The 13,114-nt window shown below is 49.9% G+C and carries 14 protein-coding genes and 1 pseudogene; 4 read left to right on the top strand and 11 right to left on the bottom strand.

Annotation, left to right across the window (positions count from 1 at the left end; genetic code table 11):
• Window positions 1–34 precede the first annotated feature (34 nt).
• The 6 genes from ACKFKH_RS01365 to ACKFKH_RS01340 all read right to left on the bottom strand — a co-directional run bounded on the left by ACKFKH_RS01365 (window position 35) and on the right by ACKFKH_RS01340 (window position 4,358).
• The gene (locus tag ACKFKH_RS01365) at window positions 35–718 is read right to left on the bottom strand and encodes a cyanoexosortase B system-associated protein (RefSeq protein ID WP_446856424.1); all 684 of its coding nucleotides are present in this window, start codon (window positions 716–718) and stop codon (window positions 35–37) included.
• A 28-nt stretch (window positions 719–746) separates the two neighbouring features.
• The gene (gene crtB / locus ACKFKH_RS01360) at window positions 747–1,631 is read right to left on the bottom strand and encodes a cyanoexosortase B (protein WP_446856423.1); all 885 of its coding nucleotides are present in this window, start codon (window positions 1,629–1,631) and stop codon (window positions 747–749) included.
• A gap of 4 nt (window positions 1,632–1,635) precedes the next feature.
• Window positions 1,636–2,805 carry a DegT/DnrJ/EryC1/StrS family aminotransferase gene (locus ACKFKH_RS01355; RefSeq protein WP_446856422.1) on the bottom strand — a complete coding sequence of 390 codons (1,170 nt, stop codon included), beginning with the start codon at window positions 2,803–2,805 and terminating at the stop codon, window positions 1,636–1,638.
• 329 nt (window positions 2,806–3,134) lie between these two features.
• Complete coding sequence (locus tag ACKFKH_RS01350; RefSeq protein ID WP_446856421.1) at window positions 3,135–3,581, bottom strand: heavy metal-responsive transcriptional regulator; 447 nt, start codon at window positions 3,579–3,581, stop codon at window positions 3,135–3,137.
• 57 nt (window positions 3,582–3,638) lie between these two features.
• Entirely contained in the window at window positions 3,639–3,911 is a 273-nt protein-coding gene (locus ACKFKH_RS01345) for a hypothetical protein (RefSeq protein WP_446856420.1), read from the bottom strand.
• Between the two features lie 282 nt (window positions 3,912–4,193).
• Window positions 4,194–4,358 (bottom strand): chlorophyll a/b-binding protein, encoded by a 165-nt coding sequence (locus tag ACKFKH_RS01340; protein ID WP_446856419.1) that lies wholly within the window; start codon window positions 4,356–4,358, stop codon window positions 4,194–4,196.
• Window positions 4,359–4,566: 208 nt separating this feature from the next.
• On the opposite strand from ACKFKH_RS01340, the gene ald reads away from it, so the two are divergent.
• Complete coding sequence (gene ald, locus ACKFKH_RS01335) at window positions 4,567–5,652, top strand: alanine dehydrogenase (protein WP_446856418.1); 1,086 nt, start codon at window positions 4,567–4,569, stop codon at window positions 5,650–5,652.
• Between the two features lie 29 nt (window positions 5,653–5,681).
• On the opposite strand, the pseudogene ACKFKH_RS01330 reads toward ald, so the two are convergent.
• Window positions 5,682–6,113: pseudogene (locus ACKFKH_RS01330) on the bottom strand (DUF2127 domain-containing protein).
• 214 nt (window positions 6,114–6,327) lie between these two features.
• Between ACKFKH_RS01330 and leuB the strand changes: the two are divergent.
• On the top strand, window positions 6,328–7,407 hold the full coding sequence (gene leuB / locus ACKFKH_RS01325) for a 3-isopropylmalate dehydrogenase (RefSeq protein WP_446856417.1): 1,080 nt from the start codon (window positions 6,328–6,330) through the stop codon (window positions 7,405–7,407).
• 227 nt (window positions 7,408–7,634) lie between these two features.
• On the opposite strand, the gene ACKFKH_RS01320 is transcribed toward leuB, so the two are convergent.
• From ACKFKH_RS01320 to ACKFKH_RS01305, 4 genes are all read right to left on the bottom strand, one after another.
• Window positions 7,635–9,038, bottom strand: coding sequence for a PP2C family protein-serine/threonine phosphatase (locus tag ACKFKH_RS01320; RefSeq protein ID WP_446856416.1), 1,404 nt, complete (start codon window positions 9,036–9,038; stop codon window positions 7,635–7,637).
• The gene (locus ACKFKH_RS01315; protein WP_446856415.1) at window positions 9,035–9,505 is read right to left on the bottom strand and encodes an ATP-binding protein; all 471 of its coding nucleotides are present in this window, start codon (window positions 9,503–9,505) and stop codon (window positions 9,035–9,037) included. The genes ACKFKH_RS01320 and ACKFKH_RS01315 overlap by 4 nt, the downstream gene beginning before the upstream one ends.
• 93 nt (window positions 9,506–9,598) lie before the next feature.
• Window positions 9,599–9,925, bottom strand: coding sequence for an anti-sigma factor antagonist (locus ACKFKH_RS01310; RefSeq protein WP_446856414.1), 327 nt, complete (start codon window positions 9,923–9,925; stop codon window positions 9,599–9,601).
• A 65-nt stretch (window positions 9,926–9,990) separates the two neighbouring features.
• On the bottom strand, window positions 9,991–10,815 hold the full coding sequence (locus ACKFKH_RS01305; protein WP_446856413.1) for a type 1 glutamine amidotransferase domain-containing protein: 825 nt from the start codon (window positions 10,813–10,815) through the stop codon (window positions 9,991–9,993).
• Between the two features lie 511 nt (window positions 10,816–11,326).
• Here ACKFKH_RS01305 and ACKFKH_RS01300 point away from each other — a divergent pair.
• Window positions 11,327–11,734, top strand: a complete 408-nt coding sequence (locus tag ACKFKH_RS01300) for a hypothetical protein (RefSeq protein WP_446856412.1) — start codon at window positions 11,327–11,329, stop codon at window positions 11,732–11,734.
• A 3-nt stretch (window positions 11,735–11,737) separates the two neighbouring features.
• Complete coding sequence (locus ACKFKH_RS01295; RefSeq protein ID WP_446856411.1) at window positions 11,738–13,003, top strand: glutamate-5-semialdehyde dehydrogenase; 1,266 nt, start codon at window positions 11,738–11,740, stop codon at window positions 13,001–13,003.
• The last annotated feature ends 111 nt before the right edge of the window (window positions 13,004–13,114 follow it).

Genomic DNA, 13,114 nt, shown 5'->3' with positions numbered 1-13,114 from the left:
GGATCGATGACTCAATAGGATGCCTTCAACCCGTCTAATTTGGCTTCAACACGTCTGCCATCAGCGTCGATTGTACGGTCTGAGCCAGTGACTCCACTTCAGTCCAGTGTTTTTGGATGTCATCAAGCGGGTCGATCGGCACCAGCACACTGACAGCAACCCAGGGAACGCGACGATTTTGCCACTGAGCGATGCGATCAGCAAAAAACCAGTGACTCGGAGCCGGGTGTCCTCCTTGAGAGGTGGCGTACCATTGCAGCACGGCGTAGGTCTGATCAGCCGTCCATCCTCGGAAGAAGTGGGCTGTCACCTGCGTGGGGGGAGTTGCGATTGTGAAGGTGACCTGTTTGGAGGAATCTGTCTTCCACCGCTGAAAACCGTTGATATCGCTCCATTCCACTTCGGGCTGTTCTCTGGGGCCCTTTTGCGTAAATAGCAGCAAGGTCGCTGTTTGATTGGCGCGGCTCATCTCCTGACTCAGCCACTTATGTTCGCCGATCTGTGGAGTTTTTTGTTGGACTATTTGCCAACCGGGTAAGGGCAGTCCGACTTCACGCAGGCTCCGCAACTTATTCAGGGTGACGACTTTGGGTGGCTCTGTCCAACGCCATTTTCCTGATAAGTAGCCTGGAACGGTTCCAATACCGACCAAAATCAGTAACAGTAGCAGCAAAACGACCTTGGAGAGTTGAAGAGACACAGCCTTGCGAAGGGACATCATGAGGGGAAGATGGGTGGGGTAGAAATTAGTCAGATGCGTCAGGAAAGAAGCGATCGATCTGGTTAAGCAGAATGACCAGCAAGCCTAACATGCAGGCAGAATACACATCACCGCCCCAGCCTTCGTGGAGCCAACCAAACGCCTGATCATTCCCCGTGCCGTGAAAGTAAGTGAGCAGTGTGTTGCGGACAATGTTGGCGCTGACACTTATGACAACGGTACTGATCAAAAATAGGATGGAAAGGGGGCGCGATCGCAAAGCTCCCGTCCAATACAGCAACATCAGGCTCACATATAAACCGGTGAACAGCATCTTTAATCCTGCACAATAGGGAGCAACTTCGACAATGCGGCCCCCGACTGAGAGGTAGATTTGCTCAACGGTAACATCCATCCCCAGTTGATTGAGAATGAAGCCTGCGGTTGCAGCGATGAAACTTTGTAGCGGTAAGGTGTAGGGCGCAATCAGGTAGGGAATCTCGGTCGGTGTCGCCAGAAAGACTAGAAGCAGCGCAAATCCCTGAAGCTTGAGACCAGGTAGACCTTTTAGCCACAGACAAATCCCGATCAACAGAACTGGGAGAGACAGATTAACAAAATCGGGTAGCCCACTTAGATAAAGCACACCCGCCAACAGTAACAAAATGGCTCCGGCAAACTTCCAGAGTCCTGGTCGCTCACCGTCAATCCGCTGCCAGCGTTTGCGATTTGTCCAAATGATGTAGCCTGCAAAAGGTAGCCCAATTAAACCGTGGCTAAAGTATTCGTGTTCGATGCTAATGCTCTTTCGCAGCCAGCCATCACACCAGTGCAGCAAGAGTGGCGCATAGAGTAGCGTCAGCAATCCCCACAGGGCGAGGTCACTCCAGTAGCGATCGATGAGCGTTGGAGAGAGGCGAGCAGTTCGCATGGCGTTAAGCAGAAATTTTTAAAGACGAGGACGGAGATAACACGGTGTCGAGCGCAGTCACCACTTGATCAATTTGCGCCTTGGTCAACCCTGGATACATTGGCAGTGAGAGAATTTCTCGACAGAGGGTTTCTGCAACTGGAAAATCTCCCGATCGATAGCCCAAATTGACGAAGGCAGGCTGGAGATGGCAAGGCAGCGGGTAGTGAATTCCGGTTTGGATGCCCTGATGATTGAGTTTTTCCTGAATGGTTTCACGATCGACCCGACAGCCTACCTCTAACGCTCTGACGATATAAAGATGATAGACGTGCCCGCTACCAGACTGATTTTGAATTGGTAAAATACCCTGAGTTTGGAGCGGTCTAAGTTGAGTGTGGTACTGATCGGCAATGCGGCGGCGATCGCGGTTCCACTCTGCCAGGTAGGGCAGTTTCACCCCCAGGACGGCCGCCTGAATGGTATCTAAACGGCTGTTGGTTCCGTAGTCGGTATGAAAATATTTGCGCGGTGCTCCATAGTTGCGTAAGGCTCGCATCGTTTGAGCGATCGTTTCGTCTTTGGTGACGACCATTCCTCCATCGCCCATTGCCCCCAAATTTTTGCTGGGATAGAAACTAAAAGCCGCTGCCACCCCGATCGAGCCAGCCCGATAGCCTTCCCGTTCTGCCAGATGAGCCTGAGCCGCATCCTCAAAAATCAGCAGATCGTAAGTACTTGCCAAACCTAACAGCAGGGTTGGTGACACCATTTGCCCGTAAAGGTGGACGGGAACGATCGCACGAGTTTTGGGCGTGATCGCTTTCTCAGCCGCCACCAGATCGATCAGAGCCGTTTTTGCATCACAATCGACGAAAACTGGCGTGGCGCCCGATCGTAACACTCCAATCAGCGTCGCCACAAACGTATTGGCTGGCAAAATGACCTCATCTCCGGCACCAATCCCGCAGGCTTGCAGACCGAGGGCGATCGCATCTGTGCCACAGGCGACCCCAATTCCATATTGCACGCCACAGGCCGCCGCAAAGTCTTGCTCAAACTCAGTTAACGCTTGACCCAGCACATAGTCGCCCCGGTTAAGAACTCCCTGAATCGCCTGCTCAATCTGAGCCTGGATCGGCTGATGTTGGGCAGTCAGGTCAACAAAAGGAATTGGATTTGGAACGCTACGCATAAGAAAGCTGCAAGAAAGGGACGATGACAACCCGATCGCTAAACGGGTCAAGCGCTTGATCTAGTGATGAGGGATCGAGAAGCAATTGAAGATGCTCGACGCTGAAGAGTCTGTAAAATCCATCCAGGAATCAGGTGAATTTTGACTTTTACCTCACCGTGAAAAACACTAGGCAAGGCACCGTGTACGTACAGAGAATCACACAGATTATGATTCCGACTTCAGAGTACCCACTGTTGAATACTTCACCTCAGATTTGAGAAATTTCTGGGAGAACAGCGATCGCACCAAACAATCTTTACAGATGAGCGATTGCTTAATAGGGGAAGCTAAAAGTTTGATGAAGCGCTCTTTTGGGTCACCAGGTTGGGGCAAATGGTTTTGCTGGCACGATCGACTGAAGGGGGTTCTTGCCAGTGAGTCAGTAGGGACTGCAATTCAGCTTTGCGGGTAGTGAGTTCTTGGATTTGGTGAGTAATGGCAGAAACCTTTTCCTCAATGTGATGTTTGACTTCGCCACAGGGAAGTTTGCCCTGATCATGCACTTTGAGAATATCTTTGATTTCGGTCAGACTCAGACCCAGCGATTGAGCGCGTTTGATAAAGGTCAGGCGATCGAACACTTCTGGGCGAAACAAGCGATAGCCCGTCTGCGATCGTCCTACCGTTGGAGTGAGTAGCTCAATCTCGTCGTAGTAGCGAATGGTTTTGATTGGCAGTCCGCTCATCTCAGCAACTTCGCCAATTTTAAGGAGATCAGACGCGAGAGAAACCATCAGTTCACATCCCAAATAGGATACTAAAGGGTGAATTTCCCAGCAATGCTTCTCAAGCTAGGGAGTCGGCCGCTTTTTGGACACTGTAAGCGGTGGTAGCGCGGAATGAGAAGACGCTGGCGGCAGCGCATAGACGGCTCCCCGCGCAGATGACTCAGGAGAACGGCGCTGTAACTGCCACCATCGAAGCGCCAGCGCAATTCCGACCGCACTTAGGCCAAAGACGACGAGAGAAGTGTTGCTGTCGATCCCTCCGATCGCTACGTCCATGCTACCCGCAATGATCACAAAGCCTGTAATCGGCTCCTTTTTGTAAACTGACTTCAACATACGCGACCAGATAGCATTCATATCATTACGCCTATACGCCGTTACTTCTTATTTTAAAGCGTCTGAATCTTCCTACGTGTTAACCACAAGGTTAGATCCTTAGCTCAGAGAACTCACTTTAGAGTTTGTCAAGATTATAAGCAAAATTACAGAAAAGCTTCTCAGTTAGAACTGCTGAAGATTTAGGCGTGAATACAACCCTGAATACAACCAAGGCTGAATACAACAAAGGGCAGAGTTTCCCCCGCCCGATCGCTGCTTAGATTTACAGAATTCTGAGCGCTACAGAAGTCCTAGCCAGGAGAGTACGCCTTGACCTGTGACATATTCGACCACGAGCGCGGCCACAAAACCAATCATAGCTGCTCGACCGTTGAGCCGCTCTGCGTAATCGTTGAAGCCAAACTTGGGTTCTTGAACTTTGGGAGTGGTGGGTGTAGAAGTCATCGTTGCGGCCTCGCAGTTAAGTAAGAAAAGTTGAGAGTTTAGGTAAAGAATAAATGGGTTGAGCCAGCTTTCTTTACAATTCTTTACCCTGACAGATTCATTGTAAGCAGATCTGCGAGATTCTGCACAGATCCCGCCACAAGGGTAACTGTTAACTGAGAAGCCCAGCTTTAAGCTAGAAAGAAATGCGATCGAGACAGAGGTCAACATGCGAATCGGAGTGCCCAAGGAAACCAAAGATCAGGAATTTCGCGTGGGGTTGAGTCCTAGTAGTGTGCGGGTGTTGGTAGAGCAGGGCCACTCTGTTTTTGTGGAGACAAAGGCTGGAGACGGGTCGGGCTTTACGGATGCAGACTATCTCCAATCGGGTGCCCAGATTGCCCAAAGTGCCTCAGAGATCTGGAATCGAGAATTAGTGGTCAAAGTCAAAGAGCCTTTAGCTACGGAATATCAGTATCTCCAAAAAGGACAGCTTCTCTTTACTTACCTGCATCTGGCGGCTAACCGTCCGCTGACAGAGCATTTGATCGACTGCGGGGTCAGCGCGATCGCCTACGAAACGGTAGAACTGTCCGATCGACGGTTGCCTTTACTCACGCCCATGAGCATTATTGCGGGGCGGTTGTCGGTACAGTTTGGGGCAAGATTTTTGGAGCGGCAGCAGGGCGGACGAGGCGTGCTTTTGGGGGGCGTACCGGGAGTGAAACCTGGGAAGGTCGTGATTTTGGGTGGCGGTATCGTGGGGACTGAGGCAGCTCGGATGGCGATCGGCATGGGTGCCCAGGTGAGTATTTTAGAATTGAGCGTCGATCGCTTGTCTTATTTAGAAACGCTGTTTGGGTCGAGGGTTGAGCTACTTTACAGCAGTTCGAGCCAGATTGAGGCGATCGTTCCTCAAGCCGATTTGCTGATTGGGGCGGTGCTGATTCCTGGGCGACGGGCCCCGACCTTGGTGTCGCGTGATCTCGTAAGCAAAATGCGTCCCGGTTCTGTGATCGTCGATGTGGCGGTGGATCAAGGCGGCTGTATCGAAACGGTCAGACCTACGTCTCATACTCAACCGACCTATGTCGAAGCGGGGGTCGTCCATTATGGGGTGCCCAATATGCCGGGGGCCGTGCCCTGGACAGCGACTCAGGCGCTCAACAACAGTACGCTTCCCTATGTCTTAAAGCTGGCTACGGATGGATTAGGAGCATTGGGCAAGGATGAAACATTAGCCAAAGGGTTGAATGTGCAGAATCATCACTTGATTCATCCTGCTGTTCGAGATGTGTTTCCAGATTTGGGATGAGCGCAAGATGAATTGACCCTTCCTGCTTCTCACTCTCCTTTGACCTCTGCTTTGTGTTTAGGAAAAGTGTGAAGTAAATACCAAAACACAGCAATATTAATCACAAATACAATCAGTTTGAGCGGAGAAATTTCTTGAATTAACTCATAGATTTCGAGAGGAATGCTAATTCCAACCAGCAGCAAAACAAGAATGTGGGCCCAACGTTTCTCAAACCATAAGCCCACAGCTTCGATCGCCGTCACACTCGCCTAAATAGCCGTCCCGATCGCGCTACGCAGCGTGTTTGGAGTAAAGTCAAGAACCTTTTCTAGAAGCCAGCGAATGATTCTAGATTTGCCCTCCAGTTCATAGGATTCGGCAAAATCTTGCAGTCCTTCAAAGTTTCTCAAGGTCAGAAAGATTGCGATCGCTGTCACCATTAATAATGCAGCAACGAACGCTTTGTAAAAGACGATCACCAACAAGCCAAATGGTCACTTTGTTCTCAAATGCCTTCCTCAAACCGTTAAATTTCGCCTTCTCAATCATAGGTCTGCTCAGGTGTAGATTCATTTTGCAAAACTGTAGCTCCGTTCATTATTCAAACCCCGACACTGGTTAATGTTACCTACAAATGTTTTATGATGTGACGCGCAGGATGTTCAGCCGTTTCACATTTTAGATAAGACGCTCATGGCACAGCAGTATCGCATCACGCTTCTTCCGGGCGATGGGATTGGCCCCGAAATTATGGCGATCGCCGTCAATGTTCTCAAGGTGGTTGGTGAACAATTTGACTTCACTTTTAAGTTTCAAGAAGCTCTGATTGGTGGGGCTGCGATCGACGCAACAGGTCAACCTTTGCCCCCCGAAACGCTGGAAACTTGCAAAAATAGTGATGCCGTTTTGTTGGCTGCGATCGGCGGCTACAAATGGGATACGCTGCCTCGTGATCTGCGCCCTGAAACAGGATTGCTGGGGCTGCGATCGGGCTTAAAGTTATTCGCGAATCTGCGTCCTGCAACCATTTTGCCTCAGTTAATTGACGCTTCGACGCTAAAGCGGGAAGTCGTTGAGGGCGTGGACATGATGGTGGTGCGCGAACTGACTGGCGGCGTGTATTTTGGACAACCCAGAGGCATTTTTACCACCGAAACCGGGGAGAAACGCGGGGTGAATACAATGGCGTACACCGAATCGGAAATCGATCGCATCGGCAGAGTCGCGTTTGAAACGGCTCGCAAACGAGGGAAGAAACTTTGCTCTGTAGATAAGTCAAATGTTTTAGAAGTGTCTCAGCTCTGGCGCGATCGCATCACCGAGTTATCCAAAGACTATTCTGATGTAGAACTTTCACATTTATATGTAGACAACGCTGCCATGCAATTGGTCAGGAATCCTAAACAGTTTGATACGATCGTAACGAGCAATCTGTTTGGTGACATTCTCTCAGATGCGTCGGCGATGCTGACAGGCAGTATTGGAATGTTGCCTTCTGCAAGTTTGGGCAGTTCGGGGCCGGGAGTTTATGAGCCTGTTCACGGATCTGCTCCTGATATTGCTGGACAGGATAAAGCCAATCCTCTAGCGCAAATTCTCAGTGCTGCGATGATGCTGAGATATGGATTAGATCAACCTGCGGCAGCCGATCGCATTGAGCAAGCGGTGCTAAAAGTCTTAGATCAGGACTACCGAACGGGAGACATCATGTCCGAAGGGAAAACACTTTTGGGATGTCAGGCGATGGGACAAGCGTTGATCGAAGCGCTCTAATAAGAAGTTGCATAAACTACCTCCTGTAGAGACGGTTTATAGAAATGTTCTATTGTCGTCTTGATGAAGTTTTTCGCTTCGTTATTCTGTCCTTCTGCCCCTCAACCTCCCGATTTTGGGAGACTTTCAGACAATTGCTCTCGTGTAATGTCCTCCAATTGTGGGGGATTGAGGGGGCGGTTCCAAACGGAAAATTGTGGTGAAGGATTTGACCGAATTCACGTTAATTAGAAGATGTCAGATGCGATCGGCGCATGTTGAATCGCCAAAATCGTGATGTCATCAAACTGAGTGGCGTTGTCCATGTGGGCAAACAAATCAACTTTGACCCGCTCTAATAAGGCAGCGGCCGATGGGGCGGATTTTTGAAGACAATGTAAGAGACGATCGTTGCCAAACAGCTTACCCTGGGGGCAATGCGCCTCTGTCACGCCATCCGTGTAGCCAATCAAAATGTCGCCTGGTTTTAAGTAGACTTGCTGCACCTTAAACTTCATTTTGGGCAACATCCCCACAGCGGGGCCAGTATGCTTTAAAGTTTCTCTTACCCCTGTGCGATCGACAATATAAAGCGGTTCATGTCCTCCATTCACATAGGTCAACTGCCCAGTTTCAGGGTTCAACAGACCAAAGAACAGCGTCGCAAACATATTCATATTGCTGTGCTCTTGAGCGACGTAATCGTTGGTGAGCGAAACGGCTTCCAAGGTGCGATCGGGATCATCTTCGTGTAATTGCCCAGAGAATACGCGAATTAGACTGCGAAACAACGCCATAAACAATGCTGCGCCGACTCCTTTATCACATACATCTGCGATTACTAATCCCAAATAATTTCCTGGCAGCGTGAACGCATCATAGAAGTCTCCTGCAACTTGACGCGCTGGATAAAAACACGCTGCAATCTCCCAATTGGGCAACTGAGGAATCTCATTGGGCAGAAAATCTAATTGAATTTGCCGACCTTTTTCGAGTTCTTCGTCCAGCGCTCTGGAGTAGAGTTCGATTTCTTGTTTGGCGCGATCGAGCGAGTCATAGGAGTCTTCTAGCACCCCATAGAGTCGAGCATTTTCCAGTACCAGGGCAATCTGATCGGCTGTGATTTGCATCAAATTGGCGATTTCTGGACTAAATTGCTCAGGCTCACAGTGCAGCAGCGTCAAAATGCCCAACAGTTCGTCGCCTTTGAGAATGGGAACCGCCAGCGCTGATCGTACGATATAAGGTTGATTGGGCAGTTCTAACCAGCGATCGTCTGTTTCGGTATCGACAATCAAGCCCAAAGTTTTGTGACGGCTCACCCAACCTGCGAGTCCTTTGTCCAACACGCGCCCGATGAGCCGCGATCGCACCTCTCCCGTCATATCCTGCTGAGTCAGAATGCTCTCGATCACCACGCCATCATTGTCTAAAAGAAATAAACTGCCCCGTTCGGCATCGGTGAGCCGTCTGGAGATATCTAGCGTTTCTTGTAGCGTTTCTTTGAGAACTTCTTCTTTGGCTGGAGTGCGGGCCATGGAGACCAATTTTTCGAGCAAGGTTCTCAGCGCTTCTGCGGCCGATCGCTCTGTTTTGAGAGACGCAATTTCCTGACGTAGTAGCTGTAGTTCTTCTGATTCAATGGTTTTCATGCTTCGTTAGCCATAGAACGATTGACGACAAAAATATTGCGATTGCGATCGCCCGTTCGTTCGTACATAAACTTATCGACTCCTTGAATCGCCAGATAAACGCCCAACCCTCCGATTTTGCGGCTTTCTAGCGGTTCGTTGAGGTCTTCTGCGTCCGGCAGATCCTGTTGATTGGGATTGTAAGAAGTGGCCGTGTCTTCGATCGCCAACGTCAGCATTTCTGGAGTCAAATTGACTTGAAAATGAATATCGCCTTGATGACCCGTTTCTTCGTAGCCATGAATAATAATGTTGGTGGCAATCTCATCCACGGCCAGCCGAAATCGATAGGCTGCCTTCTTGTCCAAACCTGCCGCTTGTGTGGCCGCAACGACAAATTTAGCAATGTCGTCTAGAGAATCTAACACCCCCGGCACTGTCAAAGATTGCAGATCTGGAGACTCAATTCGCTCAGTTATTTGCATCATCCACCTACCTCAAATCACTTAAAATCACTTAAACAAAAGGGAGTCGGGAAACGTGCGTTCTCTCCCCACTCCCTACTACAAAAATCCCGTTACTCAGGCAGCTATTTCATAGGTATCAGTGACAATAACGCTCTGGTCAAAACCTGTTTTTTCGAGCGTGTCCAACACCATTTCTTGAGCGCCAACCACATAGATATCAGCTTTGGCTCCCATTTTCTGTTTTGCGAAAATTAGCACCCGCAGCCCTGCGCTGGCGATATATTCCAAATCTTGCATCAATAGAACAAGATGCTTGATGGGCTGCATGGCTGCCTTCTCGATTTCTGCCTTAAAAATTCCTGCGGAACTGGCATCTAGATCGCCAGATAAGGTAATTTTGGCAATGTCATTGGTCGTTTCCAGGGTTGCGCTAAAAGCCATCGTCTTCCTCTTAAGAATTGAGCTTGGATTGAATGAAAGTATGAATAGAAGGGTCTATCAGAGATCTACCAGCCGTAGCGAGTCAGACCTTTTTCTAGAACTTCCACCATTTTTTCGCCAGTGAGGTAAGAATCGGGAGTCGATCGACCCGTAATAAATGGATAGTCCACAATTACCGACGTTTCTTTACCAAAATTGCCGATGTATGCCCCATCTGGCCCGGTCGCGTCGCGCAAAATGTACTCCAGCGGATAGGGAGGCGGCCCCATGTTAAAGTCGGTGCCCATAAAGCCCGTGCCGTCGTGGTAGTCATATTCTTTGCAGTGTCCGGTGACATGCTTGCCCCAGAGAATACTCTTGCGATCTTCGAGTTCTCGTGCAAACGCTAGACACGCCACCCCATAACATTCTGCGCCCACGGGTCTGCCCATTTTGACAAAGCTGAGAATGAGATCGTGAATGCGTTGATTGTTAGCCAAGTCAACGATCGGGCCACTGCCTCCCACGATCAGCAGCGCATCATATTGATACAGCACATTGACACGCGCTTTGTCGATCGCCGAATAGTACGCTTCGAGATCCCGAATCAGGCTCGGAGAACTAAAATAAGGCATCTCCGGCATCAACTCAGACAAATTTAGCGGATTGCTCAAGCGAGGTGACTGGTCAATATAGCGCACCTTCTCAGCAACCTGGGGAGAGGTGACAGAGCGCCCCAGAGGTGGGTCAATGTAGTGAGGATCCATGCTAGGAGGCAGGGCGACCGGACGCTTGCCTTTAGGCGTTGCAAAGGTAACTTCGTAGCCTGCGCGATCGAAGGTTTCGAGGGGGCCAATTAGCTCTTCGCCCCAGTATCCCCACTCAGATAAGACGATTAGAATGTGTTTCATGAAGTGACTGCCTTAAACCGATCGCCTCACATAGTCCACGTTTGACTAGAGGCGGGTGAACTGAACCAACCTGGTGGGCAAACTTAAACAAAATCTTCTTGGTAGACCAATTAGTTTCAGGCTTAACTGGTACAAACCCTGAACTTCTTGTTAAATTTTTTACCTAACAGGAGGTTGAGTATAAAGTTCCCCAGAATTTAAAGAACAAACAGGATCAAAACGGTAAGCGATCCAAACTGGGAGAGTGCAGCCGCCAAAATATAGAATGGAACCTTTTTTGTGCAGCTTTTGATTAAAATCTCACCAAAATCGGGGGGGCTGTGTTTGAGTGGAGAGTGATAGAATTTCGATCGTGGTGCCCCCTACAATGAGCTATCAAGTTTCTCAATCAGGAGAATTACCCATTCTCAAGCGGTGGTTCTCAAGTCGCATAGTGAATTTCTCGCCTGGATTTCACGTCTGCCCAACTGATTTGACGATAATTTAAGAAAATCCTGTTCTAGTGCCGCTTGTGCAACCTCAAAAAGCCCACAAGATCGAACTCAATATCGACTACCCCTGCCCCTGCCGACGGCGCGGACGTTTGACCCCGATTACGCTCACCGAAGCCTTTGGGTGTAGTCGCTGTCAACAGATTTTTGTCGTTGAAGAAGGCGGATACGTTATCGAGCAGTTGTCTACGAGCTATCCCTATAAGCGATCGTGGCGCTGGACAGGGCATCAGTGGAATGTGGTGCACCCCGGTCTAGGCGATAGCTATCTGCCTCTAGCGTTAGGAATTGTGCTGGTGCTGCTGAGTATTGGGCTACCTGTGGCGCTGCGAAGCTCCTCCAACGTGAATATCATTCTCTGGGCGATCGTGGCGCTGTTGTTGGCAGTCTTGCCCGCGCTCATGGTCTGGCTGGCTTATCGGCGTTGACCCATGACTAATGACTCTTTGGGGACTGTTTTAGACCCGACCGCTGCTATTCAAAACGCCCACCGAGCTTCTCTACAACTCGCGACTATCAAGGGAACCGTTCGCAGTCGGGCGGTTCAGATTATGGCGCAGGCGCTCAAGCGGCATCAGGACGAAATTTTGGAGTCCAATACGATCGACCTAGAGATGAGTCGAGAAATGGCCGTCCCTGAGTTGTTGCTGGAGTGGCTCAAACTGACCCCAGAGCGGATTCAAAACACCGTCCAGATTTTGCAACATCTGAGCGAGTTGCCTGATCCGATCGGTCGCGTCATGACCGCAAACTTTCAGGTGGATCAGTGCCAGACCTATTCGCAAATGATGCCTTTGGGGGTGATTGCCCTAGTCTATGAGGCGTTTCCCGAATTGGGCGCGATCGCCGCAGGTCTCTGTGTCAAAACAGGGAATAGTCTGATTCTTAAAGGCGGCAGTGAGGCGAGTCATTCCAACGCGGTGATTGCTCAAGCCCTGCAAGAAGCGATCGAAGATGCAGAACTTCCAATCGGTTGTTTACAACCCCTCCCGGCGGATCAGGGGTCTTCGATTCGGGATTTGGTGATCCACGATCGCTATTTGAATCTAGTGATCCCCTATGGTCGGCCAAGTCTGGTGCAGCAAGTGGTTCGGCAGTCGGCAGCGCCTGTATTAAAGTCGGCGATGGGCAATTGTTATCTCTATTGGTCGCCCTCTGGCAGCCTCGAATCGGCACGCTGGATGATTTTGGATAGTCACATGAGTGAGCCTGATCCGGTGAATGCGATCGAGAAAGTCTTAATCCATCGACAACAAAATCCTTCTTCTCTGACCATGCTGTGGAGTAGTCTGCGAGAAAAGGGATTTGAGGTACGCGGCGATGCTCAGTTGGTCAGCGACTTTCCAGAACTGATCCCCACAGAAGAGACTGAATGGAATCAGGCCTATCTCGATCGCGTCGTTGCTTTCAAAGTTGTGGATAATCTGGAGGGCGCGATCGATTGGGTCAATCATCACAGTAGCGGTCATGCCGATTGTCTAGCGACAGAATCCTATCAAGAGAGCCGCCAATTTGCCCTGGGGGTCAACAGTGCTTCCACCTACATCAACGCTTCCCCGCGTTTTTACCGCAACCCCAAACGAGGTGACGCAATTTTTCTAGGCATGTCTAACCAAAAAGGTCACCGCCGGGGCTTGATTGGACTGGAGACGCTGACGACGATGAAGCATATTGTGCAGGGGACTGGGCAGTTTTGAGGAAGGACGATCGCTGATTGAATCTACTGGCTACAGGTTAGGACTGTAAATTTAATAACCCCGAAGACTAGAAACGCAGCGATTTGAAGCGTTGGCGGTGGTATGGATAAC

Source organism: Phormidesmis sp. 146-20, from assembly GCF_052939475.1.
This window is presented reverse-complemented; position numbering and strand designations above follow the sequence as displayed.